This window comes from Pseudodesulfovibrio mercurii (assembly GCF_000189295.2).
GTDB classification, from domain to species: Bacteria; Desulfobacterota; Desulfovibrionia; order Desulfovibrionales; family Desulfovibrionaceae; genus Pseudodesulfovibrio; species Pseudodesulfovibrio mercurii.
This window is the reverse complement of record NC_016803.1, coordinates 222,180-248,586: the sequence shown is the minus strand read 5'-3', so window position 1 is coordinate 248,586 and position 26,407 is coordinate 222,180. Positions and strand designations below refer to the sequence as shown.

Sequence of the window (26,407 nt, the reverse complement as noted above, 5' to 3'; positions counted from 1 at the left end):
AATATCCTCAAATGGTTAGTCTTCAAATGATCCGCCGTCGGCGGGTTCGTCTTCCCTGGCCAGGTACCACATGCCGGGCAACTGGCGCACCGCGCCGCGCATCTCCAGCAGGAGCAGCACGCGGCTGACCGTGGGCGAGTCCCAGCCCAGTTCCCGGCCCAGGGCGTCGATGTGCATCTTGTCCGCACCGTCGAGCAGGTCCAGGACGCGCTTCTCGTCCCCGTTCAGGTCCAGGGCCTCGCGGTCCACCAGGGAGACCCGCCGCCTCGGGCGCCCTCCCCCCTCTTCGGGTACGGCAAGCGCCCTCTTCTTTTTGACCACGGCCCGGTCCACGTCAACCCCGATCTCCTCCTCGGACGGGGCCGGGTCGGGCACGTGGGCCAGTTCGCGGGCGAAATCATAACGCAATATCTCGACGATGTCCGAGGCGGACTCCACCAGGGCGGCCCCCTGCTTGATCAGGCGGTGGCATCCGGTGAAGGTCGGCTGCCCGATGGGACCGGGCACGGCGAACACGTCCTTGCCCTGCTCCCCGGCCAGCCGGGCGGTGATCAGGCTGCCGCTGTTGTGGGCGGCCTCGGCCACCAGCACCCCCAAGGACAACCCGCTGATGAGCCGGTTGCGCACCGGGAAATTCCCGCCCCTGGGCCGGACGCCCGGCCCATACTCGGTGACGACCAGTCCCTTGTCGTAGAGCGCCCGGCGCACGTCGCCGTTGCCCGGGGGATAGTCCACGTCCAGGCCGCAGCCGAGCACCGCGATGGAAGAGCCGATCCCCTTGAGCCCGCCCAGGTGGGCCTGCCGGTCGATGCCCAGGGCCAGCCCCGAGATCACGGTGATGCCGATCTTCGAGAGCTGGGCGCTGATGCGTCCGGCGGTCTCCAGCCCCAGCCGGGTGCACTCCCTGGCCCCGACCACGGCCACGCCGGGATTGCCGAGCAGGGACGTGTCCCCGCGCACATAGAACAGGGCCGGGGGATCGGGAATCTGGCGCAGGGAGTCGGGGAACCGGGGATCGAACCAGGTGACCGCGTCCATGGACAGCCGCCGGGCCTCCTTGTACTCGGCCTCGGCCTTTCCCCGCCAGTCCTCGCGGGCGCAGGCCCTGGCCAGCTTCCTGGCCGACAGCCCCCGGTCGTGCCAGGCGGGCGCGTCGCGCACCGCGTCGAAGGCGCTCGGGTACGCGGCGAACAGCTCCCGCCACACCTTCGGCCCCAGGCCGGGGGTGTGCTTCAAGGCCAGACAGGCGAAGATTTCTCGTTGCAGGTCCATTGCGCCCGCCATACCTCGTCGGAAACGACAGGGCCGGACCCCGGACACGACGGGAGACCGGCCTCTGCAAACTCGTGGGCGGGACGGCGGGCTAGCCGCCCAGCCGGGCCAATTCCTTGCGGCCGAGCCCGGCGGGGGATGACTTGGGGAAATCCTCCACCAGGGCGCGCAGATAGAAAATCGCGTTGTCCGGGTCGCCCACCCGGTCGTAGGACATGCCGATCTTGAGCAGGGCCGCGGCGGCCTTGTCGTGCTTGGGGAACCGGCCCGTGACCTCCTTGAAGGCCAGGATGGCCTGGGCGTAGTCCTGTTCGGAGTAGTAGGTCTCGCCCTTCCAGTACAGGGCGTTGGGGGTCAGGTCGTTCTTCGGATACCGGGCCAGGAAGTCGTCGAAGGTCTGCCGCGCGGCCGGGAACGCGCCCGCGTTGTACTGGGCGTAGCCCTTTTCGTACAGGGCCGTGGCCCCGCCCGCCGCAGGCTTGGGCGCGGGCTTGGCTGCGGGCTTGGCAACGGGTTTCGGCGCGGGCGCAGCCTCGGCCACCGCCGGTTTGGGGGCCTCGGAACGCGGCAGGACCTCGGGTTCGGGAATGGTCCTGGGCGGCTCGGGCGCGGCGGACGGCTCGGCCTCGGCACCCGCTTCGGGCGCGGCGGGCGGCTCGGGCACCTTGGCCCACGGCTGCTCCGCGTCGTTTTTGACCATGGGAGCGCCCTCGGCGGGCTTGCCGCCCTCCACCCAGGCACTCTCGTCCGGCTTGAGGTCCGAGGACCAGGTCTCGCCGCGCGGCGCATCGGCAGGCGCCTGCCCGGCCCGCAGGGCGGCCAACTCGGCCTCCACCGTCTGCATGCGCTTCTCCAGGTCCGCGCGCGACTTGGCGTCCTCGTCGGCCGTCTTGCGCTGCTGCTCGCGAAAATTCAGGAAGCTCTCCTCGAGACTCTTGATGCGCCACTCCGTGCTCGCGGATTCGGTCTCAACGCTCTTCTGCGAGGCGGCGCAGCCCACCAGGGGCAGGCAGATCACGGCAAGCAGAAGAAGTTTCAGGCATTTCATCAGGGAGGTCTCCGCGCGGTCTCGTTTGAGCGTTTCATAGGCAATAGGCGATAGACGGAATTTTTGCAAGGAATCTGATGGCCAACACGCCACCGGCCCCGGAACTGCGCCCTTGCGCGCCGCACGATTTTCAGGCAAAAAAACGCCCACGGGGCACGGTCCGCCCCGGCAACCCATCGGAGTCCATCGACCATGAGCATCCAAGAAACCCTGACCCTCGTCGCCTACATGCTCGCGCCGGCCTTCTTCAGCCTGCTCGGCATGGCAGCCCTCGGCAGCCCGGCCATCGCGGTCCTGGCCGAAATCTCCGCCAAGACCCGCAAGAAGGTCCTCTTCGACAAGTACGGCCAGCAGACCGCGGGCATGGGCCTGATCCTGGTCATCGCCTTGATCCTCATCTACGGGGCCTCCCTGGGCATCGCCCTGGTCAGGTTCCCGGACCTCTTCCAGGCCTACCTCACCCCCGGCTCCGCCTTCTTCAACGGCTCCGTGGCCTTTGCCGTGTTCGTCGTCGCCGGGCTGATCTACTTCACCACCTGGAAGAGGATGCGCAACGCCAAGGCCGCCCACATCGCCCTCGGCCTCGTCGCCACCTTCGCCGCCATCACCGGCCTGGCCATCGTGGTCCCGGCCAAGCTGGCCCTCAATTTCTCCCTGACCCAGCCCAACGGCGACGTCATGACCAACACCGTCATCCTGGCCCAGCCCATGTCGGCCATGTACGCCCTGCTCGTCCTGTCCGCCGCCGCGGCCCTGGGCCTGGCCTACATCCTGCTGCGCCGGAACAGGGACGACTACGGGCGCGACTACTACAACTTCGCCGTGCGCATGGCCTCCCGCTGGGCCCTGCTGCCCATGATCGGCTTCCTCGGCTGCCAGCTCTGGCTCTACTCCCGGCTGCCCGCCGACATCCAAACCCTCATCCTCGGCACCCCGCTGGCCTACGTCTGGGTCGGCCTGACCGTCCTCGGCGGCCTCTGCGGCCTCATCTGGCTGTTCCTCAACCGCTGCGAATCCCCCCTGCGCTTCAAGGGACTCGCCTTCCTGGCCGTGGGCCTCTTCTGGCTCCTCCACGCCCTCAACGCCACCCTGTTCGTCAACTTCATGACCATGATGTAGCCGCCGCGACCAGCGGCGAAAAAAGGCCGGGAAGCATCTGCTTCCCGGCCTTTTTTCGCCTCCGGCGGCCAGGGCTCTGCCCTGGACCCGCTCAAGAACCTCTTGAAAGAGGTTCTTAAGAATCTCCAGAACTTTTTGTGTGCCTTCGGCAAGGCCGTGCGGGCGCGGTTCTGCATGCCTTTTCTTTTGGGGGATATCGCACGCCGTCAGGCTTTCAAGAATGGTGCGGCTGTGCATTTTCTCGGACGCAGCGCAACCGGCGGCGTAGCCGTCTACGTTGACGGATTGAGCGTAGCCCGAAAAATGTGCAGACGTGCCGCTCTCGGAAGCCGCGCCCGAGCAGGCAAAAAAAAGGGACTCCTTTTTAGGAGTCCCTTTTTTTTGCCTGCTCGGCTGACTACTTGATGGCGCCGGCCACGACCAGGGGCTCCTTGCGGCCAAGCTGGGTGGACAGGCTGTAGATCTCGTGGGGGTCGAGGATAAGCACCACGGAGCCGTCGCCCATGATGGTCGCGCCGGATAACCCCTTGAGGTTGAAGTTGTTCAGGTACTGGCCGAGCGGCTTGATGACGATCTCCTGGCGTTCGAGGAGGCGGTCCACCACCAGGCCGAGGCGGCGGTCGTTGTCCTGGATGACGACCATGGGCAGGACGGTGCGTTCGTCCATGGACTGGGGCATGTCGAGCAGTTCGGCCAGTTCGACGATGCCGAGCACCTCGCCGCGCAGGGTCACGGCCTTGCGGTTGTTGATGTCGGACAGCTTCTCGACCTCGATCTTGGTGGTCTCGGACACGGCGTCCAGGGGGATGGCGAAGGTGTCGCCGCCTACCTGGACCATGAGCGCGTCGATGATGGCCAGGGTCAGGGGCAGGGTCAGGGTCAGCTTGGACCCCTTGCCCACCTCGGACTGGGTGTTCACGCTGCCCTTGAGGTTCTTTATGTTGGTCTTGACCACGTCCATGCCCACGCCGCGCCCGGAGATGTCCGTGACCTTCTCGGCGGACGAGAAGCCCGGCGCGAAGATCAGGTCCAGGGCCTCGCGGTCGTCCATGGCGTTGGCCTCCTCCTGGGAGACGATGCCCTTGCGCACGGCCACCTGGCGGAGTTTTTCCGGGTCCATGCCCCGGCCGTCGTCCTCGACCTCGATGGCCACGGAGTTGCCCTTGTGGTAGGCGCGCAGCCAGACGTGTCCCTTGGGCTTCTTGCCCTGGGCGATGCGGGTCTCCTCGTCCTCGAGGCCATGGTCCACGGCGTTGCGCACCAGGTGCACCAGGGGATCGCCGATCTCCTCGACCACGGACTTGTCGAATTCGGTCTCCTCGCCTTCCATGATCAACTCCACCTGCTTGCCGGACTTGCGGCTCAGGTCCCGGACCAGCCGGGGGAAGCGGGAGAACACGGTCTGCACCGGGACCATGCGGACCTTCATGATGGTGTCCTGAAGGTCGTCGGAAATGCGGGCCATGGCGTAGGTGGTCTCGGTCAGCTGCTGGGCGACCACGTGCACGTCCTCCTGCCCCTCTTCCAGGGCCCGGGCGAGCATGGCGTAGCGGTTGCGGTTGATGATCAGCTCGCCGATGACGTTCATGAGGTGGTCGAGCTTGTGATGGTCCACGCGGATGGTGCTCGAGGCCTTGGGCTTGGCCTGGGCCTGAGCCGGGGCCTGGCTGCCGCCATTCCTTGCGGCGGTGGTGGGCATGGTCGTCCTTGCCGCCGGAGCGGGCTTGGCTGCGGGTTTGGCTGCGGGCTTGACCGGTGCGGGCCTGGTCGCGGCGCGCGGCGCGGGAGCCGGGGCCGGTTCTGGCGCGGCCCTTGGGGCCGGAGCGGGTTCGGGAGCCGGGGCCGGGGCCGACGCCTTGGGCTTGGCCTCGGGCGCTGGCTCGGACAGGGATGCGCCGGGCAGCTTCTCGATGGCCGCCGTGATCATGTCCCTGAGGATGGCGTATTCCTGTTCGAGGATGTCGAGCATCAGGCCGAAATCCATGTCCGAGTTGCGGGCCTGGTCCACCAGTCCCACGGTCCGGCCCGCGTATTCCTTGATCTCGTCGAAGCCCATGTAGCCCGTGGAATTCTGGATGGTCTGGAAGGTCCGGAACAGGCCGTCGACAATGTCCTTCTGGGCCGAGTCCTCGCGCAGCAGCTTGAAAGCCACCAGCGCGGCCTCGAACTGCTGCTCGATGGTCTGGACGAACAGGGCCACGTCCTCGGGGTCGTATTCGACGTCTGACCCGGCCGGTTCGAGCGCGGGCGTTACGACGGCCGAAGCGGGCTTCGCGGCGGGTTCCGGGGCCGCCTCGGCGGCCTGTCGGCCCACGGGCACCACGCCGGCCACGCCGTCCACGTTGCCGTCCTCGGTGACCTTCTGGAGGACCTGGGCCATGACGCTGGTGTCCAGCGGCTCCACGCGGCCGGTCTCCACGTCCACCCTGGTCACCAGGGCCTCGATCAGATCCACGGCCGCCAGGAGCAGGTCGATGAGCCCCTGGCTGGAGGCGATCTCGCCCTTGCGGACCTTGTTCAGCAGGGTCTCGGCCTCGTGGGTCAGGGAGTTGAGCTCCTTGAACCCGATGATGCCGCTGTTGCCCTTGAGGTTGTGAAAATAGCGGAAGGTGTCGTTGATCAGCTCGTCGTTGCCACCCGGGTCCCCCTCCATGGCCAGGAGACAGCGGTTCAGGTTCTCGACGATCTCCTGCGCCTCCTCCAGAAAGTCGGCCAGGTGGCCTTCGCCCACCGTGGTCAGGGCATAGGGCGTGGGATCGAAATCGGGATCGGGCTGCGGGTGGAAAGCGGCCATGTCGGCATCCCCGGCGGGTTGCGGCGCGGCGGCGGGTTCGGGCTCGGCGGCGGGCGCGACGGCCTCGGGTGCCGGTGCGGTCACGGCCTCGGCCGCGGGGCTCTCCGGCAGTTCGCCGACCAGGGCGGCCTCGATGCGGGCGATGATGGGCGCGGTATCCACGTCCCCCTCCACCCCGCTGGTCTCCAGGTTGTCCACCATGGTCCGCAGGGCGTCGGTGGCGGACAGGATCAGGTCCATGATCGCCCCGGTCACGCGCATGGACCCCTGGCGCAATTCGTCCAGGATGTTCTCCGCCTTGTGGGCCAGACCGTTGATCTTGTTCAGGCCGAGAAAGCCCGAGGCCCCCTTGAGGGAGTGCATAGGCCTGAAGATCTCGTTCAACAGGCCGAGGTTGTCCGGTGCCTTCTCCAGTTCGAGCAGGTTGGGCTCGATGGTCTCCAGGTGCTCCTTGGCTTCAATAAAAAAGTCGGACAAGATTTCCGAGTCGAGAAAGTCCTGGCTCATCGAGATTCCTCATGCGGCGGCGGGGTCCCTTCGTGGACCCGCGTCCCGCCGCGTCGATTTGCGTTAACGGGCCGTCCGTGGCCGGAACGGCTAACCCAGCAGCATCTTGACGTTGCGGACGAGCTTTTCCGGCTGGGCGGGTTTGATCATGTACAGATTCGCGCCCACGGTCAATCCCGTCTGAATGTCCTTGTCCTGGCCCTCGGTGGACAAAACCACGATGGGGATGTCCCGGTAGGCGGCCTGCTCCCGGACGGTCTTGATGAAGGTCAGGCCGTCCATGCGCGGCATGTTCACGTCGGATACGATCAGATCCACGTGGGACAGGCTGTACAGCTTTTCCAGTCCGTCCAGGCCGTCCTCCGCCGTGGTCACCTTGAACCCTTCCTTTTTCATGATGAAGGCCACCAGGTTCCTGACCGTCTTCGAATCGTCCACTATCAGAATATGTTTAGGCATGACTCCCCCCTGGATAGCACGGCATGCGCCACATGATCAATTCCGCCACGGAACATGTCCTACTCCTCCTTTTGATAGATGATGGCACCCGGATAGTGAATGGGCTTGAACGCACGGGTGATGTTGTGCAGCGACTCGGAGTGGCCGATGATCAGGTATCCCCCCGGCAGCAGGTTGTCGTAGAACGCGTTGATGACCCGCTTCTTCATCTCGTCGTCGAAATAGATGATGACGTTTCTGCAAAAAACGACCTGGGAACGCTCCACCCGCTTGAGCTGCATGCGGTCGCGCAGGTTGATCTGCCCGAAACTGACCAGCCGCTTGACCTCGGACCGGATCTTGTTCTGTCCGTCGTTCATGTCGAAGTAGCGCGCGGCGACCTCCTCCGGAGTGGTCCGCAGGGTGTAGTCGTTGTACACACCCCGCCGGGCCGACTCCAGGACCCGCTCCGACAGGTCGTTGGCGGTGATGCGGATGTCCCAGCCGGGCATCTCGGCCTTGAGCATCTCGTGGATGATGATCGAGATGGTGTACGGCTCCTCGCCGGTGGAGCACCCCGCCGACCAGATGCGCAGCCGTCTGCCCTTCTTCCGGCAGGAGTCGAGCACGTCGGGCAGGACCTCCTCCTGGAAGACCTTGAGCTGCGGCGGGTTGCGGTAGAAGCTCGTCTCGTTGGTGGTGATGACCTCGTAGAGCTTCTTCATCTCCGCGCCCTTGGCCGAGTCGAAGCGCAGGAGGTTGTAGTATTCGTCGAAATTCTTCAGGTTCAGCTTCTTGAGCCTGTTGCCGAGCCTGTTTTCCAGCAAATACTTGCGGTTGTCCGCGATATAGATGCCGCATTCGGCATAGATGAAATCCCGCAGGTTGACGAACTCCTGATCGGTGATCTTGAGTTCCTTGCCGAGGGATATGGTCTTCGAAAAAAGAGACGACATTCCGGTGGGTTGCTCCTACATTTCCTGAATCTTGGAGATGGCTTCCTCAGCGGCGCTGACCAGTTCGTACTCGTCGCTGTTGGTCACCTCCAGCAAGGCCGCGAAGGCCGCGCTGCCGCCGATGTTCCCCAGGGCCTCGATGGCCTTCATGACCACGAACCGGTTGGGGTTTTTCAGCATGTCGATCATGACCTGGGCCGCCTGGACCGTGCCGTGCTCGCCCAGGGCGTCCATGGCCCGGATCTTGACCCAGTCATCCTCGTCGTTCAGGGCGTGCAGCAGGTGCGGGATCATCTCCTCGTCGTAATGTCGGCCCATGATCTCGATCACCGTCAGACGCACGTCCTTGCTCTCGTCGGACAGCCGGTGCAGGACCAGGGGCCGCCACACGGCATCGTCGCCGCCGGACCCGGCCAGGGCCTCGATGGCCACCTTGCGGATATCCGGAATCTCGTCCTCCACGGCCTGGGTCAGGATGTCCAGATTCTCCATGGGACCGAGCTTGCCCAGGGCGTAGGTGGCCATGAGCCGCCGGATGGGCTCCGGGCTGCGGAACATCTCCTGGAAGCGGGCCTGCACGTCCGGACCGCCGATGGCGATGCAGGCATCCAGGGCGGCCTCCTTGACGTCGTCGTACTGGTGGTCCATGAGCGGGAATATCCGGTCCACCACCTCGGGCAGCCGAAGCATCTCGCCGAGCAGGTAGACCGCGCTCTTGAGCACGGTGCCGTCCTCGTGCTCGTCGAGAACCCTGATGAAGAATTCCTTGGACTGTTCCCCGCCCTTGGAGGCCACCACGCCGACGATCTGGCGCTGCACGGGCAGGGTCGCCCGCCAGAAGGCGTCCATGAGCACCCGGCAGACGCAGTCCTCCAGGGAGCAGGCGTCGGGGGCGATCTGGGAGAGGACCTGCACGGCCACGCGGGCCACGTCCTGGTCCTCGCCGAGGAGCCCCGCCTTGAGGGCCTCGGTCAGGCCGATCCGGGCCAGGTAGCCGATGATCAGCCGCAGCCGGTCCTGGTCGCGGTCCTGGTCCAGCCCGCCGGCGATCCTGAGGATGCCGGACGAAGCCTCCTCGCCGCCCACGAAGGCCAGCCCCTGGATGGCGGCGTCCTGGATCTCCTCGTCCTCGTCCTGCAGAGCCACCAACAGATACCTGCGGAAGCGCTCGCGCTCGTCGTCGCTGAGCAGGGTCAGAGACTTGCCGCCGAGAATCTTGACGATGGCCTTGACGATCTTGTTGCGCAGGGCGGTTGGGGCGTCGGCCATGCGCTTGAGCAGCATGGTCACGGCCTTGATATTGCCCATCTCGCCCAGGGAGTCGATGATCATGGAGGCGACCAGGTCGGACGCCCCGTCCAGGGCCTTGACCAGGGCGTCCACCGAGCTGGTGTGCCCGATCTTGGTCAGGGCCTCGATCACGGAATACTGGACCCACTCCTCGTCGTTGATGGCCTTGTTCAGGCAGGGGGTGGCCTCCTCCATGCCCAGCTCGCCCAGGCTCACGGCCGCCTGGTAGCGGACGTTGACCTCCGGGTCCCTGAGCAGGGCCTCGCACAGAGGCTGGACCGCCAGGAGGTTGCCGGTGGAGCCGAGGATGTCGGCCACGAAAATACGGATGTCCGGGTCCTCGTCCTGGGTCAGCTCGATGAGCGAGGGCATGTCCTGATTGCCCACCTCGCGCAGGATGTCCATGGCCAGGTTGCGCACCGGGGCCTCGTCGCTGCGCAGCAGCGGAATGACCGCCTCGACGGTCTCCCGGCCGCCGATCTTGCGCAGGGAGCTGTCCACCGCCTCCTGGATGCCCAGGTGGTTGGTCTTGAGCAGCTCCGCCAGCTTGGGCACGGCTTCGACGCAGTTGTCCTCTCCGGCCCTGAAGGCGCTCTCCCGGACGATCTCCTTGTTGTCGCTGCTCAGTAGGGCCAGATAATCGCTACAATCCGCCATGTTGCCAGACCTCCCCCTTCCATTTCGCGGGTCGTTCGTTATTTGTACAGATTCGCCATGATGCTTTCGGCCATGTCGTCGATGTCCACGATCTCGTCCGCCAGGTTCTCCTCCACCACGGCCTTGGGCATGCCGTAGACCACGCAGGTGGAATCGCTCTGGGCCAGGGCCCGCCCCCCTTTCCCCTTGAGGGCGCGGATGCCTTCGCAGCCGTCGTTGCCCATGCCGGTCAGGATGACCCCGAGCCCCCTGCGTCCCACGGCCTGCGCCACCGAGTTGATGAGCACGTTGGCCGAGGGCTTGTACAGGGCGTCGCGGGGTTCGTCGGTGACCACCACCTCCACGCGGCTGACCTTCTGGTCGAGCACGATGTGCCTGCCGCCCGGAGCCACGAAGGCAAGGCCGGGCCGGAGCACATCACCGGTCTCGGCCTCCTTGACCGATATCCGGCTGACGCTGTCGAGCCGGGCGGCGAAGGGGCCGGTGAAGGCCGCGGGCATGTGCTGGGCGATGACGATGCCCGCCGGAAAGTCGGCGGGCAGCGAGGACAGGATCTTCTGGACCACGGGCGGACCGCCGGTGGACACGCCGATGGCCACCACATCGCGCACGGGACGGCCGTCCCGCCGGGGCGGGGGCGCGGGCCTGCGCGGAGCCGCCTGACGGGACGCTGGCCGGGCGGCCACGTGGCGCATCTTGCGCGCGGCCACGGTCTTGACCTTGTCGATGAGGTCGCGCTCGATCTTGATGATGTCCAGCGAGACCTTGGAAAGCTGTTTGGGGATGAAATCCACGGCGCCGAGCTCCATGGCCTTCAGGGTGGACTCCGCGCCCTCGGTGGTCAGGGAGCTGACCATGAGCACGGGCCGGGGGCATTCCATCATGATGTGCCGAAGAGCGGTCAGGCCGTCCATCTCGGGCATCTCGATGTCCATGGTCACGACGTCGGGGTCAAGCTTGCGCACCATGTCCAGGCCTTCGCGGCCGTTGCGCGCCACCCCCACCACGGTGATGCCGGGGTCCTTGTCGAGCATCGTGCTGATGGCCTTGCGCATAAAGGCGGAATCATCAACGACGAGAACTGTGATCACGTATACAACTCCTTGGAAACGCCGCATTCCGCCCCCCACCGCCCGGGACGGCCCCGTGCCGCGGAAAAGCGGCCACCAGTATGCGACAGTACCCGGCCCCGATGCGGCAGGGTATTATTATGTCTTGCAATCCCTTCTTTTAAGGAGCTTTAGCCCCTTTGTCCACAACCTTGAACTTCATGTGTAATTTTGCCTTGCCTTTTTATTCCCCCTACGCTAAACACCACTCCTCACGTGCATCGGGATGTGGCTCAGTCTGGTAGAGCGCTGCGTTCGGGACGCAGAGATCGGAGGTTCAAATCCTCTCATCCCGACCAGAAAAGACAAGGGTTTACGGAGATAATCCGTAAACCCTTTTTCCTTTTTCGCCCCTCCGACCACCCTCGCATGGGGGGGGATGGACGGCTGAACGATGACAACCGGTTGACGGCATTTCGGATTCGTCATCGGGTGACCGTGGGTTCACATCGCATTCCCGGCTTCGAAGAACTCCCTGGCTGTGATCGCGGGACCAGTTCCGTGTTTCCATGCCTTCCCTGCTCCCCGAAGGCTGCGGTGGAGACAACGGGGGCAGGCGATGACCCTGACCCGTTTCCGCCCATTGCCCCATGTCCGTACGACTACCCTGAAAGCCCCCGTACTCGCGCATACACGTTGTCGAGCGCCGACGTTACCCTTTCAATGGTAAAATGGGACTCCAGGCGAAGGCGCCCCGCCTTGCCCATGGCTTCGGCGGTTTGCTCATGATCGACGACCCATTGCAAGGCGTGGGCGAGCGCCTCCGCGTTCCCTGGCGGTACCACCAGGCCGGTGACGCCGTCCTGGTTGACCCAGTCGACGCCTGACCCGGGAATGGCCGTGCTGACAAGGGGAACTCCATAGCGCATGGCTTCCAGCTGGACCAGGCCGAAGGCCTCGGCTCGGTCCACCGAGGGAAGGCAGACAAGGGTCGCCAGCTGCAACAGGACCCGAAGTTCCCGGTCCGGCAGAGAACCCGGAAGTCGGACCCGGTCGGCAAGCCCCCGCTCACGGATCATGGAGCTGATTTTTCCGTGCAGCGGGCCGTCCCCGACAATGACGAACCGCGCCGCCGGGACCATCCGCGCCGCCTCGACCAGGGTTTCATATCCCTTGTAATAGGCGAAGCGGCCCACGCTCAGGATGGTGGGCTCCTGCGTCCGCGAAAGCTGCGCGTCTTCCGGATAACGGGCAAGATCGAGCCCCAGGGGCACCACCACGCATTTGTCCCGCAGGTGCGCCAGGGATCGGCTCGACGCGGCGTAGGCCGGCGATGTCGCGATCACGGAGTCGGCCAGCGAGAGGCATTTGGCCTCGAACAGCCCATAGACAGGGTACAAGCTGCGATACAGGCGGCCGGGCAGACCGTCCGCGTCGGCATGCCAATGGATCACCAAGGGAATATCGGCGGGGAACCACCCCGAGTACAGCGCCGCCGGGTTCGGCAGGTGCAAATGGATGATCTCGGGCCGCTTCTCCCGGACAAGACGCCGCAGATGCAGGGGAAACAGCGGAGAGACGGGGGCAAAGCCCACATTGCACAAAATCCGTGCCTGCACGGAGACAACGCCCTCCGAAACGCTCCGTTCCGTGGCTCTCCATGGGTGCGCCTGGTGACAGAGAACGGCGACGTCATGGCCCTGGCGGGCCTGTTCGGTGGTCAGGTCCCTGACGAAGGACTCGATGCCGCCGCGCTCCGGGTGGCTGAACTTGCTTATATGAAGGATGCGCATGTCTGATGTCGGGTACACCAGACCCCGGCCGGAAGCAACTTGCCGGCCGCAATCCCCTCTACCGGTTCGCGACCTCCGTGGGCCCCCGTCTGCGAAGGCCTGCGGCGATTCGTCCCAGGCCTCGACAACAATTTGAATTAATGAAATTTCACATTAATTAGTCGGATAACTTTACAGTCGCCCATGGGTATGTTACGCACCATGCAACATCGGCTTGGCGCTCCTTGCGGATGAAAGGGGTGCACGGCAAGTCGGTTTGAAGGCCCTACGCCGTCATAACAACTCGTTATATTTTGTTGTGACAAGTTGACACGCCCACTTGGGATTGTATGGTTTAACGAATTCAGGAGCGAGGCCCATTCACAGGCAAGCCGTCCCGGCATGTCATGTCCATGGTCCACAAATCAGGGGACAAAAAGTTTATGAACCGTTTGATTATGCTGATCGCCGCCATCGTACTGTTTGCCGCGCCCGCGGCGTTTGCCGAAACGAATGGCCAGGAGCAGGCCGCCAGCGACATTGTCCGTACATCGAGCACCCAGGCCGTCATGGCCGTCACCAGCCGCATCGCCTCCATTGCCGGCGCCGGATCCAAAGGCGGCCAGGTAAACCAGGTTGCCAAACTGGACGCAAACGGCAATTTCAAATTCAATACCAATGCCAAAGAGATCGGCCTTGCCTCCGGTGACGTCGCCGCCAACCTCGGCATCTGGGGCATGGGTACCTACATCAACTTCCAGAACACGGCCAGCGGCAGCCGCTACGACGCCAATTACTACAGCGCCTTTGCCGGGATAGACTGGCGCGCCACCCCCGACCTGCTGATCGGTGTAGCCGGTGGATACGGCAGCCTGGACCTCGACAAGGAAGGCTGGAACAACGGCACCGACAACGGTTCCCTCAAGACCGATTACGAATGGACCATCATGCCCTACGCTGCCTACAAATTCACCGACAGCACCGTCCTCGATGCCGCCTTCGGCTACACCGACAGTCGTTACAAGGACAGCGACGGCACCGACACCAGTCACTACGACGCGACCCGCCTGCTCTCCAGCATCGGCCTGAGCCAGAGCTACAACATCGACGCGTGGACGTTGAGCGGACGCGTGGGCTACATGTACGTAAACGGCGACCTGAGCACCTACTCGCGCGGCGGCACCGAAATCGACAACCCGGACAGCTACCTGGGTCAGGTCAGCGCGGAAGCCAAGGCCTCCTATCTCTATGATTTCGGCCTCGAACCCTACGCGGCGCTCCGTTACCTGTACGACGTCCAGACGTCCACCATCCCGGTCGGCTCCGACTATGACGAGTTCGAAGGCATTCTCGGCACGAACTGGTACTTGGACGACGCGATGACCCTGGGCCTTGAAGGCGGCGCCAGCATGGGACGCACCGACTACGAGGCTTACCGTGGCCAGCTCTTCATTCGCTACGAGTTCTAGCCGCACCAACCGGCGAATCTGACAAAAAGGGCGGCTGTTGCCGTCCTTTTTTTTACTTGAGCCCCTGCCCTTCAACCCTAGCCGAGAGTAGAATGATCAACCCCTCCCGTGTCGCCGTCATCATTCCGGCCCTGAACGAGGCGCCCACGATCGGCTCCGTGGTGGAGCAGGTCCGGCAGCTCGGCTGCGCGGTCTACGTGGTTGACGACAACAGCGCGGACACAACATACGGCGAGGCTGTCGCGGCCGGGGCCGAGGTTCTCAGGCTCCCCTACACCGCCGGGGCCTGGATGGCCGTTCAGGCGGGGCTTCGCCATGCGCTCCGGCGGGCGGAGCACGACTGTTTCATCACCATGGACGGAGACGGGCAGCACAAGCCGCGATACATCCCCGAACTGATCCGGGAATTTGAGCGCGAGGACGCCAACACGCTCATCGGCAGCTGTCCCCAACGGGGAAGCCGGGCCAGGAAGTTCGCCTGGCGGCTGTTCGCGCGGTTGACGGGGCTCGGGATCGTCGATCTGACTTCCGGCTTCCGGGTGTATGACCACAAGGCGCTGGACGTGTTGCTGTCCGGGGAGGGCGCACTGCTCGACTACCAGGACATCGGCGTGTTGCTGTTGTTGCGCCGCAAGGGGCTGGTCTGCCGCGAACACGCCATCGGCATGTGCGAACGGGTCGTCGGGCACTCCAGGATTTTCGACACATGGTTAGACGTCGGGCAATATCTGGTGAAGACTTTCATCTGGATTTTCGTCGATTGGATAACCGGCAGCGGACGAAAGAGCCGCGAACAGGAAGGGCATGACGCTTTTTAATGAAGTCTCCACGGCGATCGCCCTGGTCGTCGGCGGCGTGATCATCTGGCTGATCCGCAGGCAGCGCATCGGCGTGTACCAGACCGCGCTTTGGCTGGGCGCCGTGTTCTGTCTCATCCTGTTCGGGATATTTCCGTCCATCCTCGACTGGCTGGGCGGGTTGCTCGGCGTGCACTATCCGCCGGTTCTGCTGATTATCGTCAGCCTGTGCATCCTGCTCGTCAAGCTGCTCACCCTGGAGATCCAACTGACACGCCATGAAACCAGGATACGGGTCCTGACGCAGAAAATGGCTGCATACGAAGCGCGGCTCATGGACCTCGGGAAAGACGGGGACAAGACGGACGGCGAAGACCGGTGAACGAACCGGACCTCGTCCGGCCCGTTTGGAGATGGCGGTTCGCCCCCCGTGAACGTTGACAAGGAGTTGACCTGAACATGCGGACGTTCCTTTCTTGGACGCCTCTGCGCGGCTACGGCGGATTTGCCGCGACCCTGCGCCTTGTCCGCTTCCTGGTCGTCGCGGTTCTCTCCGCGCCGCTCCTGGCCGGTTGCCTCGGGCGGACGGACCCGGCCGAGCTGGCCCGCAGCGCCAACCTCGTCCCGGTCGCCTATTCCGGTAAATATTTCGACCTGATCGGCTATGAGCGAGGCGCAGGCGCCACCTTGCGCGTCTACATCGAAGGAGACGGCATGGCCTGGCGGACCCGCAATCGTCCGTCCTCCGACCCCACGCCGGGAACGCCCATCGGACTCATGCTGGCCGCCACGGATTCCCATGACGCGGTGCTCTACCTTGCGCGTCCCTGTCAATACGTCGAAGGCGACCAACGCCGTAATTGCTCCACCCCGCTGTGGACCTCGGCCCGCTTCTCGGAGCCCGTCATTGCCGAAATGAACGGTTTTCTCGACCAGGCCAAGGCCCGGACGCACGCCTCCCGGCTCAAGCTGCTGGGGTACTCCGGCGGCGGGTGCGTCGCGCTGCTGCTGGCCGAGCGGCGGGACGACGTGGACGCGGTCGTGACGGTGGCCGGCAATATCGACCACCCCTTCTGGACCCGCCTGCACGAGGTGTCTCCACTGCAAAACTCCCTCAACCCCCTGGACGACAAGGCGGCCCTGCGAAAAATACCCCAGTTGCACATCGTCAGCCGCGACGACGCGATCATGCCCCCCGAGATCGCGGAGCGGTACGCATCCGAGCTGGGCAACCCCGACAACGTCCGGATCGTCAAGGTGGACGGCGTGGGCCATACCGGGGATTGGCGGGACGTGGTGCCGGGCATCCTCACCCAAAGCGGGTTATGGTGAGCCGCATGGGACAATCCACCCCGAACAGGACCGCCCTGGCCGGGCTGTGCGCGCTGGCGGTCGGCGTGCTCCTGAATTTTCTGCTCGCCGAACACCACGCCGGGCTGCTCCAGGCCGCAGGCTGCAGGGTGGACGGCGTCATGGCGGTGACCAACAACGACGGCTACTACCACCTGAACCACGCCCGCCTGTTCGCGGCCCAGGGCACCCCTCTCGCGGGGCTGTGGAGCGGCTCCATGCTGCTCTCCCGGCTGCTGGCCTTCCTGGGCGGAACAGACATCCCGTCCCTGCTTGCGGCGAGCGCTCCCCTGGGCCCGATCCTCGGGCTGACCATGCTCCTGGCGGTATTGCCCTGGGCCATGGACACGAAGGCCCCTGCCGTTGCTGTTCTGGCCCCCCTGCTGGCCCTTCTCTCGCCCTACTGGATCGACCGGACCCACCTGGGCGCGGTGGACACGGACGCGTTGGCCCCGTTTCTGGCATACGCGTCGCTCTACTGCGTCATGCGCCTTTCCATTCCCTCCCGCCGCCTCGCCTGGGCGGCCGGGTACGCGGCCCTGCTCGTTCTGCAATGGCTGTGGTGGAAGCCCGGGGCCTTCCTCGCCGCTGGATTCCTCGGCTGTCATCTCCTCCATTGGCCCCGGCAGCGGGGAGACGCCACGGTCAAACTGACGCTGTTGGCCGCGATCGCGTGCGCGACGGCCCTGGCCCTGGCCCGCGTATGGCCTTTCGCCGACTGGTACGATTACACCGTCGCGCACATCTCGCTGGCTTTCGGCGGGGCAGAGGGAGCGCTGCTGAGCAACGCCATCATGGAACTGCACCCGCTGACGCTCGCGGAGCTCGGCGACAGGACGCTGGGAAGCGCCTGGCTGCTGCTCCTCCTGCCGCCGGGCTTCATCCTGTACGCATGGCGTTTCGGTTGGAAGAGCCTTTTCCTGCTGCTGCCCGGCGCGGCCTTCGGCATCTTCGCCCTGCTCTCCCGGCGCTTCATCCCGTTTTTCGTACCGGCCGCGGCCCTGCTGACGGTGTACTGCGCCGTGGAGGTCTGCCGCTTGCTCGCGGCGCGGATGGACGCGGCCGCCTCGGGATGGAAGCTCGGCCGATACGGCGCACTGGCGGTGTTCACCGTGCTCCTGTTCAGCGGAGCCGGAGCCAAGGCCGTGGAATATGCCCCGGAATCCTATTTCTCGTCACCGGATTTCACCTTGGCCCGAGAAATGAAACAGGCTTTTCCGCAGGACACGCTTATCTGGACCTGGTGGGATTACGGGTACTTCTACCAATTCCTGACCGGCATGCCGGTATATTTCGACGGCGGCTCACAGACCGACGCCTCCTGTTTCGTGGCCGCATACCCGCTCATGCAATCCGACCAGCGGACCGCAGCCCGATGGATCCGCTATTTCGCGAGCCATCGGGATGCGGCATTGGACCTGTCCCGCCGAGGGAAACAATGGCCGCAGTATGTCACGGAACTCATGGCGGGCATGCGGGAAAAAACGAACGGCACACTATCCGTGGCCCTCTGCCTCCCCGCGCGCGTCTACACCACGGTGGGATATCTGTACGCCTTCGCGCACGTCTTCGACGAGCATCCGCCCGCCGTGGCCAATCACCTGGACCTCTTCGAAAAGGGCGACTTCCGCCATGACCGGGACGCCGGGGCCGTCGTGGTGCCGCAGGCGGTAATGGACAAGGGCTACACAGGATTCGGCAGTGTCCTCGATCTGACGGGGAAAGAACCGGCCCAATTCGATTTCGCCGCCCTGCCCGATCCGTACCTCACCCATTCCGGGAACACCGATTTTCTGGCCGTGACCGACAGGGCCGTTGTGCGCTCCGTCCTGTTCCGGTTGCTGGGCCAGTATCGGGCCGACCCGACGTTTTTCGAGCCGGTTCGGGCCTTCGGCCTCCATACGGGCGGTCTCTGGCGGGTAGTGGATACCGACGAAAACGCGCTACACACCCCCGGCGCACGGGAAGAGACGAATCTTCAGTCCAACAAAAGCTGAAAACCGGCAACTTCAAACATAAAAACAGAGCATGGATACAATGACACTGGACATCAAGACCACAGAGAAACTGGCATACAACGGAGACAACAGGTATGTGTACCAGTACATCAAGACATCCGATGTCGAGTTGTCCTCCATTGACTCGAAGTACATCCTCTTGGCCTATGTGCGGGGGCTCATAGAGAACGCGACATGCGAGGACGCGCATACGCTCGAGGCCCGGACCGCCCGAGCACTGAGGCTGCTTCCCGTTGCCCTGGACGGCCTCCTCGCAAAGCATCCGGGACAGATCGAGACGGTTCTCGCCCATGTTGATTCGGCGAACTACTTTTCCCGGCAAAAGCTTTTTGAACAGGCCTTGGAGGCGCTGGGAAAAGCCAAGAGCCAGGCGGCGGGGCGGTTCCCGGAATGGGAACAGCGGGCTTCGCTGGACATGGCTGCGACGGCGCTCCAGCTCGGAGAACCCGGAAAGGCCGCGGACATCCTGGCGCACTATGTGGACAGGCCCTATCTGTTCGCCGACAAATCCCTGTTTGCGGATGTTGTCCACCGCTACGCGGAGGCCGAGCTCCATTCGGGCAATGCCGACGTCTTCATGCGGCTGCAGTGGAGACTGGCGAGCAGCATCCGCACCGTCACCCGGGCCCAAAAACTGATCATCGCCTCGCGCGGCGTGTTGCCGATCCTGACCGCCCGCAACGCAGAAGCGACCCCGGCCGCCAAGCTGCTTATATTTCCCCTTTGCTGCGCCTCGATACTGGGGAAGCTGCCGCTCGTCGGGCCGTGGATCACCCGCGCCGTCGGATTCGGTTACCGCGCTCTCGGCTTTTCATCCAATCGCGTCGGCCGCGACACCCTCGCCATGCTTTCCAAGGGGGACGGCCAGGGCGCGAAGGCCGAAGGGCGACTGCCGATCCTGGTCACGCGCGCGATGGGAGGGATCGGCGATATTCTCATGATGACGGCCGGGTTGACGGAGCTACAGGCCAGGAATCCCGCCAGGCCGGTGCATTTTGCCGTCCCCGGACAATTCAAGCCGCTGCTGAAGGGCCTGCCGGGGATCACCGTCACGGATATCAACGAAAGGGTCTTCCGCAGGGACGACTACAGCGCCCTCTACGACCTCACGACCTGCCCGGCAAGCCGCATCGAAGGGCTGACGGCGCCGGATGTGAAACTGTCCAGGATCGAAATATTCGGCAAGGCCATGGGCATCAAGGGCCCGAGCGGCGGGGACTGGAAAACGTATTACCATGTGACGCAGGAGGAATCCGACGCCGCGAAGCGCTTCGTCTCGTCGGTCGGGACAAACTGCCGGAAACGGATCGGCATCCAGCTCCACTCCGATGAACGGTACCGGGATTACCCGCACTTTGCCGATCTGATCCGGATTCTGTCTCGGAAACACTCCGTGTTCCTGTTTCACAACAAGCCCATTACGGGCTTCGAGCTTGAAAACGTCCATCCGATCGACGACAGGCCGCTTCGGGAGGCACTGGCCATATTCTCCCTGTGCGACGTCGTCATCTGCCCGGATTCAAGCTTCCTGCATGTCGCCGGAGCCCTCGGCATTCCGTGCGTTGCCCTGTTCGGACCGACGAGCGCCGAGCAGCGGACCAAGCATTATCCGAGCGTCGATTACATCGACGCAAGCGACACCATACGCTGCGTGCCGTGCTGGAGAAATGAATATTCCCCCTGCACGCTCTCCGGGACAAAAGAATCGCAATGCATGAAGGCGATCCGCGTCGAGGACATCCTGAAAATGGTCGAATCCAAATTAACCAATTGCTAATAACTTGGCATTGTTACATGAATTATACGGTTAGTCATTTCATTCGGGTCGTGATGGGACTGGCGAAGTGCCAGTTCATCCTGCGGTATCGCAACGCGATGCTGGGGTTCTTCTGGGCGGTCGGCGAACCGTTCATGTTCCTGGGTGTGCTCTCCATCGTCTTCGCGCAGATCAACAAACAGCCCTTGGCCGAGTATGCCCTGTACCTCTTCAGCGGCCTCATTCCATGGAAATTTCTGGAGAGCACCACGCTCAACGGGATGGAGTCCATCGTCGGCGGCCGCTGGCTGCTGACGCAGATGGATACGCCCGCTGTGACCTTCCCCTGCGTCAGCACCGTCATCGGGGTGTGGGACCTGCTGTGCACCTTCGCCGTGGGGTCCGTCTTCTTCCTCCTCCTCGGCACCCCGGCGGGCGGTCCGCTACTCGTCCTCCCCTTCGCCTTTCTCGTCTGGCTCGTGCTCGCCAACGGGCTGGCCATACTGTCGGCGACGATTTTCGTCTTTGTCCGCGACATAAAGCCGATAGTCCAGATGGGACTGATGCTGCTCTTCTTCTCCTCGATCATCCTGAACATGGAATCCAACATCGATCCGCATTCGCTGTACGGCCAGCTATTGCGGTTCCATCCGATGACGAGTTTCGCCCACCTTTTCCAGGACCCCCTTTATTGGAAACGATTCCCGAGCCGGGCCGACTGGCTGATCTCATCCGGCATTGCGGCAGGTGTATGGTTGTGCAGCGCGGCGTTTCTGCGCAGGGTCCGCTCGAAAATCTATTTTTACCTATGAGATATACACTCGATAACGTTTCCGTCAGATACTCTCTGGTGCGCAACAAGGGATGCGGCACACTTCTGTCGCGGGTGTTCCTGGGGAGGAAACCAGCCTACCACGAGGCGCTGAAGTCGCTGAGCCTTGAGATCGACGACCATGAGATCGTCGGCGTCATCGGCCGGAACGGGGCGGGGAAAAGCACCCTGCTACGGCTGTTGTCCGGGATCATCAACCCGACCTCCGGGACCATCCGCCGCCAGAAGGACGCCAAGGTCGTCCCCCTGCTCTCACTCGGCATCGGGTTCCACCCCGAGTTGACCGGGCTCGAGAATTGCCGGTTGTCCGGGCTGCTGATGGGGCTGGGCAAGGCCGAGCTGGCCCGGCGGATGGACGACATCATCGAATTCGCGGACATCGGCCGCTTCTTCCACGAGCCCGTGAAGACGTACTCGTCGGGCATGTACGCCCGGCTGGCCTTTTCCCTGGCCACGTCCGTAGACCCGGACGTCCTGCTGATCGACGAGGTGCTCGGCGTGGGCGACGCGGCCTTTGCCCAGAAATGCACCGGCCGGATCAACAAATTGCTCAAACAGGGGACCACGGCTATCATCGTCTCCCATGACCTCCATTTTCTCATGGGGAATTGCAGCCGGATGATCCTGCTGGACAAGGGGCAATGCGTCGCGGACGGCGATCCCGCCGACGTGGCCGGGCAATACGCGAAAATCTAGGAATCCGGCCGCACCAAGTGGATATCCCGCATGGCTGCACCATGGACTCGAAATGAAAATATTGGTGGACGGACATAAATTGGGCCAACCGGAGGGAACCGGAATCTCCACCTATGCCCGGAACCTGACGGCGTCCCTGACGGCCCTTGGGCACGACATGTCCGTCCTGTACGGCTACCACGCAACTCCGGGAAGCGGCGGACAAGGCGGCCCGCTTGATGAAATCTCCTTTCACGCCCCCCATGCGTACACGGGATTTTCCACTGCGACGCTCCGAGAGAAAATGGATATCCTGAAGATCTCGTTCAGGGACCTCGTTCGCGGTGCGACCTGCCATGAGATCAGGACGGACGGGTCCGCCGACAAGCGGCCCCATGAAGGCCGGGTGCCGCCGCATTGCCGAGTGCTGAGCAGCACGGCGGTGTACACGGCCGCCTGGGCCATCTTCTTTCTGACCGGGCGATTCCTGACCATCGACGTACCCGGCATCGATGTGGCCCACTGGACCTCCCCCCTGCCCATCAGGCTGGCCAACGGGCGCAACTACTACACCATCCACGACGTCATCCCGGCCAAGCTGCCGGACACGACCCTCGACGACAAGCCGCTGTACATGCGACTGCTGCGCAGGATCGTCAAAACGGCGGACAAGATCATCACGGTCTCCGAGAACTCGAAAAGGGACATCGCCGCCCTGTGCCCGGAGGCCGGGGCCAAGACGCACAATACGTACCAGGCCGTGGAGATACCGCCTTCCCTGATCCGGGAGGAAACGGCGCTGGCCCGGTTTCTCGACGGGACGCACGGCCTGTCTCCGGACGGATATTTCATCGCCGTCGGCGCGATCGAGCCCAAAAAGAACCACGGGACACTGATCGAGGCCTATCTGGCCGCGAACGTGCAAAGCCCGCTGGTCATTGTCGGGCCGTTCGGCTGGAAATATGAACGGGAGAAGCGGACAATGGAGGCGCATGCGCCGGGGCGGAAGATCATCCACCTCGAATACGTGCCCTTCGACGCCCTCGTCGCCCTGATCCAGGGGGCCAGGGGACTCGTTTTCCCGTCACTCTACGAAGGGTTCGGGCTGCCGGTGCTCGAGGCCATGTCCCTGGGCACGCCGGTGATCACCTCGAACACGAGTTCGTTACCAGAAGTCGGGGGCGACGCGCCGCTGTATGTCGATCCTTATCGGCCCCGGGAGATCACGGACGCCATTCTTGCCTTTGAAAACGACCGCGAGCTGCGGGAACGCTGCATCGCCAAAGGGAAAAAACAGGCCGGGCGGTTCGCTCCCGAACGATACCGGGAGCGGCTGGCGGCCCTGTACTGACGGCATGCGGCCCGTCGCCCGCCGCTTCGATGCGGTCGGGGCGATGGCTCCGGGCCGGGCATGACACAATAAACGAAAACCTTAAAGAACAGGAAGATGCGGTGAGTATTATTCAAACGATGTGGCAGAACGAAGTGGAACGGAAGCTCGACCGGATATTGAACGACGTCGATTTCATCAAGAACCGGACGTCGTCCTATCTGGGCAGGAATGAATCGCTGACCTACCTGAAGGATGAGACGCCGATCTTCGTGAACACGGACGACATCGGCTGCCCGCTCAACTTCATCAACGGCGGCATGTATGAAGAGGAAGAATGGGGAGTATTTCTTTCCTACCGCACGCCCGACGGGATCGCCCTGGACGTGGGGGCGAACCTCGGGGTCTACTCTCTCCGGCTGGCGCCGTATCTCCGCCAGGGCAGGATTCACGCCTTTGAGCCCAACGACAGGATCCGGCAGCTGTTTTCGCGCTCCGTCTTTCTGAATGGGTACACGCACATCATCGACATCAACAGCTGCGCCATCTCCAACCGCGACGGCGAAGCCAGCCTGTCGCTGCCCAAGGACCACGCCGGCGGGGGAAGTCTCGAAGGCGGCGACGGCAACGGCGACGTGGTCCAGGTCCGCACCCTCGACAGCGTCCTGCCCGAAGGCACGAGCGTCAGCATGATCAAACTCGACGTCGAAGGCCATGAGCTCAAGGCCCTGACCGGCATGCTCCCCGTGCTTGAAAGATCCCCGAAAGCGGTTCTCCTCTTCGAAAAGCTGGCGGCCGACAGCGACATCGCCGACGATCTGTTCGAGCTGCTCGGTTCCCTCGGCTACCAGATCTACGCCATTGCGGGGACGACCATCCGGCGGACCGACCACGCCGAGTTCACGACCACCGGAGGGTATTTCCTGGCCGGACGCCCGGAACGGATCGAGGAAGGCGGGCTCGAAAGAAACTTCGTTGATATTTTCCCGTGCGATTTCAACATCCTCAATGGCGGCATGGAAAACGGAGCATACCGTTCGCAGGCCAGGGACCGCCGCGAGGGCGATATACTCTTCCACGGTCCGTACTGGTATCTGCCCAGGGGAGCCTATCGGCTGACCATCGACGGCGAAATCAACGGCTCCTTTGATCTCGATATCAGCGAACGCTTCGGCTACAAGGTCGAATCGCTGCACCTGACCCCGGGCCGGAACGAATACGACTTCATCGCCTACCGCGACCTGACGAAGTTCGAGTTTGTCCTGCGGACCGGCAACAAGAGCGGAGAGTTCTCGCTGAACAAGATGCGCTTGCGAAGGATGGGGTAGACCGTCACGGGTGCTTCGCCCTGTAGGCGGCCAGGATGGCCTCCTTGGTCAGCAGCGCTGTCCGCTCCCAGGAGAAGAGTTCGGCCCGTTCCAGGGACGCGGCCGACTTCTCCCGGCGGAACGCTTCATCCGTCCCGAGCCGCTCCATGATGGAGACGAGCTCCTCCACGGCGCGGGGGCCGCTCAGGTAGCAACCGGCCTCCCCGGCCACCTCGGGCAGGCTGGCCTCCCGGGTCAGGACAACGGGACAGCCGCAGGACATGGCCTCCAGCACCGGCAGGCCGAACCCCTCGTAGAGGCTGGGATAGACCAGGGCCGTGGCCCCGCTGTAGAGGCAGGCAAGGGTCTGGTCGGAGACATAGCCCACATCGCGAACTCCCCCGGGGAGCTTTCCGCCCCAACCGGACCAGCCCGCGATGACCATCTGCGTGTCCGGGCTCCCGTGAACGGCCTCGAAGATGAGGGGGAGGTTCTTCCTGGGGTCGTTCGTGCCGACGGACAGGAAGTAGTCCCCGCGTATGCCGAGCTCCCGCTTGACCGCCTCGACTTCTTCCCCCTGACGGTGGTGGAACAGGTCCTTGTCGCAGGCCAGCGGCGTCACCGCGACGGTCCTCGAATCCAGGTCGTGCGCGGACAGCAGCTCATGGCGGGTAAAGTCCGAAACCGACACGAACGCGTCGGCCAGGCGCAGCCGTTTGCCGAAAAATCTGTTGAAATAGCGAACCCGCTCGGCGGGATGGAACTGCGGATATCGCTCCAGGGAAAGATCATGCACGGTCAGCAGCGTGGCCACGCCATCCTGCACGCGAAAGGGGAACATGGCCGTCTCGTGGTAGACGTCGAACTTCCTTGACAGGGACAGCAGCCTGCGTTCGCGCACGTGGTGCAGGGCCAGCCGGATCAGAAACGATAGCGACGGCGGCAGTTTCCAGAACAAGGCGGCCTTCGAGGACCAGTGGTCAAGGTCCCGTGCCCCGGAGGGAAGGGAACTTGCGGCACCGACGCCGTCGAAATAGCGGAACTCGAACAGATCCGAATACTGTCTCTCCATCGTCGAGTACAGCGATTCAACGTACCGTCCGATCCCCGTCTTCACGTTCATCAATGGGATCGCGTTCACAATGACACGAATCTTCTTCACAGACAAAAACCGTCCACATGTTGACCTGTCCCCGGTTTATGGTCCGGGCTTATGCCAGTCTGCACTCTTCCTGCCGAGGTTGTCCAGCCCGAGCCCAACTCCACCCCGAGGGGCGCGACCGACGCTGGGGGTTGGTATTCCAATGAGCCGTGAGGCCTTATCGTGTCGTATTCCCGCCGCCGATTTTCGATCACGATCTGTGCTTCTTTCAACGAACAGAGAAGCTCTCCGTGAATCCATCCCTCCGGCAATTTGCCATTGAAGCTTTCGCTATAGCCATTCTCCCCAGGGCTACCGGGTTTAATGGATGCAGTATTGACTCCGACATCCTTCAACCATCCGCAGAGGGCTTCAGCCGCGAACTCGGAGCCGTTGTCGGATCGCAGATAGTCTGGCTGTTCTCTCGTCGTAAACAGAGCAGCCAGAACATGCGTTACATCTTCATTCGTTAGGCTTCTCGCAATGGGCATCCCGGGACATTTCAAGAAGGAATCGCTCAAATCATTTGCCCCCACCAAGGAGGAACGGCACTCACGGTATCCCCACACATCAAACTCCCCCCAAAACCACGAGAATGGTTTCCGTCACATGTCTTGTCGCATTTGGGATCCGGTTTATGGGTATTTCCCATGTGACGAATAAACTTAATCATTACAAGGAGACACGAAAAGCATCCCGCTCGGGCCCCATAGATCGGGGGTTCAAAGCCTCTCCTCCCGCCCAGAAAAGGCAAGGGGTTAGGACAACTCGGCGAATCCTTTTTCGTTTTTGCGGACCTTTTGCTCGGACGTGCAGTGCGCCTCTCGGGA

The 26,407-nt window shown here is 63.5% G+C and carries 21 protein-coding genes and 1 tRNA gene; 12 read left to right on the top strand and 10 right to left on the bottom strand.

Translation table 11 applies throughout. The features are described from left to right. Positions 1–15 precede the first annotated feature (15 nt). Positions 16–1,272 (bottom strand): DNA-processing protein DprA, encoded by a 1,257-nt coding sequence (gene dprA, locus DND132_RS01110; protein WP_014320866.1) that lies wholly within the window; start codon positions 1,270–1,272, stop codon positions 16–18. Between the two features lie 91 nt (positions 1,273–1,363). Next, complete coding sequence (gene ybgF / locus DND132_RS01105) at positions 1,364–2,320, bottom strand: tol-pal system protein YbgF (protein WP_014320865.1); 957 nt, start codon at positions 2,318–2,320, stop codon at positions 1,364–1,366. 192 nt (positions 2,321–2,512) lie between these two features. Between ybgF and DND132_RS01100 the strand changes: the two genes are divergently transcribed. Beyond that, on the top strand, positions 2,513–3,439 hold the full coding sequence (locus tag DND132_RS01100; protein WP_014320864.1) for a hypothetical protein: 927 nt from the start codon (positions 2,513–2,515) through the stop codon (positions 3,437–3,439). Between the two features lie 397 nt (positions 3,440–3,836). Here the strand turns inward: DND132_RS01100 and DND132_RS01095 are convergent, their stop codons facing one another. The 5 genes from DND132_RS01095 to DND132_RS01075 all read right to left on the bottom strand — a co-directional run bounded on the left by DND132_RS01095 (position 3,837) and on the right by DND132_RS01075 (position 11,172). Then, complete coding sequence (locus DND132_RS01095; RefSeq protein ID WP_014320863.1) at positions 3,837–6,740, bottom strand: chemotaxis protein CheA; 2,904 nt, start codon at positions 6,738–6,740, stop codon at positions 3,837–3,839. A 90-nt stretch (positions 6,741–6,830) separates the two neighbouring features. After that, a complete protein-coding gene (locus DND132_RS01090; protein WP_014320862.1) occupies positions 6,831–7,199 on the bottom strand; it encodes a response regulator in 369 nt (122 codons plus the stop codon). Between the two features lie 59 nt (positions 7,200–7,258). Then, complete coding sequence (locus DND132_RS01085) at positions 7,259–8,134, bottom strand: CheR family methyltransferase (RefSeq protein WP_014320861.1); 876 nt, start codon at positions 8,132–8,134, stop codon at positions 7,259–7,261. Positions 8,135–8,149: 15 nt separating this feature from the next. Then, positions 8,150–10,081: a HEAT repeat domain-containing protein gene (locus tag DND132_RS01080; protein ID WP_014320860.1), complete on the bottom strand. Its 1,932-nt coding sequence runs from the start codon at positions 10,079–10,081 to the stop codon at positions 8,150–8,152. Positions 10,082–10,119: 38 nt separating this feature from the next. Then, complete coding sequence (locus DND132_RS01075) at positions 10,120–11,172, bottom strand: protein-glutamate methylesterase/protein-glutamine glutaminase (protein WP_014320859.1); 1,053 nt, start codon at positions 11,170–11,172, stop codon at positions 10,120–10,122. A gap of 240 nt (positions 11,173–11,412) precedes the next feature. Between DND132_RS01075 and DND132_RS01070 the strand changes: the two genes are divergently transcribed. Continuing rightward, positions 11,413–11,489 (top strand) — tRNA-Pro (locus DND132_RS01070). Between the two features lie 303 nt (positions 11,490–11,792). Here DND132_RS01070 and DND132_RS01065 read toward each other — a convergent pair. After that, positions 11,793–12,923 carry a glycosyltransferase gene (locus tag DND132_RS01065; RefSeq protein WP_014320858.1) on the bottom strand — a complete coding sequence of 377 codons (1,131 nt, stop codon included), beginning with the start codon at positions 12,921–12,923 and terminating at the stop codon, positions 11,793–11,795. A 422-nt stretch (positions 12,924–13,345) separates the two neighbouring features. On the opposite strand from DND132_RS01065, the gene DND132_RS01060 reads away from it, so the two are divergent. From DND132_RS01060 to DND132_RS01015, 10 genes are all read left to right on the top strand, one after another. Further along, positions 13,346–14,371, top strand: a complete 1,026-nt coding sequence (locus DND132_RS01060; RefSeq protein ID WP_014320857.1) for an autotransporter outer membrane beta-barrel domain-containing protein — start codon at positions 13,346–13,348, stop codon at positions 14,369–14,371. Between the two features lie 92 nt (positions 14,372–14,463). Further along, a complete protein-coding gene (locus DND132_RS01055; protein ID WP_014320856.1) occupies positions 14,464–15,189 on the top strand; it encodes a glycosyltransferase family 2 protein in 726 nt (241 codons plus the stop codon). After that, complete coding sequence (locus DND132_RS01050; RefSeq protein ID WP_014320855.1) at positions 15,176–15,550, top strand: DUF2304 domain-containing protein; 375 nt, start codon at positions 15,176–15,178, stop codon at positions 15,548–15,550. Before DND132_RS01055 ends, DND132_RS01050 begins: the two co-directional genes overlap by 14 nt. A gap of 77 nt (positions 15,551–15,627) precedes the next feature. Beyond that, positions 15,628–16,500 carry an alpha/beta fold hydrolase gene (locus DND132_RS01045; RefSeq protein WP_014320854.1) on the top strand — a complete coding sequence of 291 codons (873 nt, stop codon included), beginning with the start codon at positions 15,628–15,630 and terminating at the stop codon, positions 16,498–16,500. 5 nt (positions 16,501–16,505) lie between these two features. Next, positions 16,506–18,515 (top strand): oligosaccharyl transferase STT3 subunit, encoded by a 2,010-nt coding sequence (locus DND132_RS01040; protein WP_014320853.1) that lies wholly within the window; start codon positions 16,506–16,508, stop codon positions 18,513–18,515. Positions 18,516–18,555: 40 nt separating this feature from the next. Then, a complete protein-coding gene (locus DND132_RS01035) occupies positions 18,556–20,313 on the top strand; it encodes a glycosyltransferase family 9 protein (RefSeq protein WP_014320852.1) in 1,758 nt (585 codons plus the stop codon). A gap of 53 nt (positions 20,314–20,366) precedes the next feature. Next, entirely contained in the window at positions 20,367–21,104 is a 738-nt protein-coding gene (locus DND132_RS01030; protein ID WP_041915650.1) for an ABC transporter permease, read from the top strand. A 38-nt stretch (positions 21,105–21,142) separates the two neighbouring features. After that, positions 21,143–21,820: an ABC transporter ATP-binding protein gene (locus DND132_RS01025; RefSeq protein ID WP_190275294.1), complete on the top strand. Its 678-nt coding sequence runs from the start codon at positions 21,143–21,145 to the stop codon at positions 21,818–21,820. 283 nt (positions 21,821–22,103) lie between these two features. After that, entirely contained in the window at positions 22,104–23,150 is a 1,047-nt protein-coding gene (locus DND132_RS01020; protein ID WP_420794995.1) for a glycosyltransferase family 4 protein, read from the top strand. Positions 23,151–23,251: 101 nt separating this feature from the next. Then, positions 23,252–24,457 carry an FkbM family methyltransferase gene (locus DND132_RS01015; protein ID WP_014320848.1) on the top strand — a complete coding sequence of 402 codons (1,206 nt, stop codon included), beginning with the start codon at positions 23,252–23,254 and terminating at the stop codon, positions 24,455–24,457. Between the two features lie 4 nt (positions 24,458–24,461). On the opposite strand, the gene DND132_RS01010 is transcribed toward DND132_RS01015, so the two are convergent. Together DND132_RS01010 and DND132_RS18905 are read right to left on the bottom strand one after the other, a co-directional pair. Next, positions 24,462–25,394 carry a glycosyltransferase family 4 protein gene (locus tag DND132_RS01010; protein ID WP_238528241.1) on the bottom strand — a complete coding sequence of 311 codons (933 nt, stop codon included), beginning with the start codon at positions 25,392–25,394 and terminating at the stop codon, positions 24,462–24,464. 200 nt (positions 25,395–25,594) lie between these two features. Further along, complete coding sequence (locus DND132_RS18905; protein ID WP_081475874.1) at positions 25,595–26,068, bottom strand: integrase core domain-containing protein; 474 nt, start codon at positions 26,066–26,068, stop codon at positions 25,595–25,597. Between the last annotated feature and the right edge of the window lie 339 nt (positions 26,069–26,407).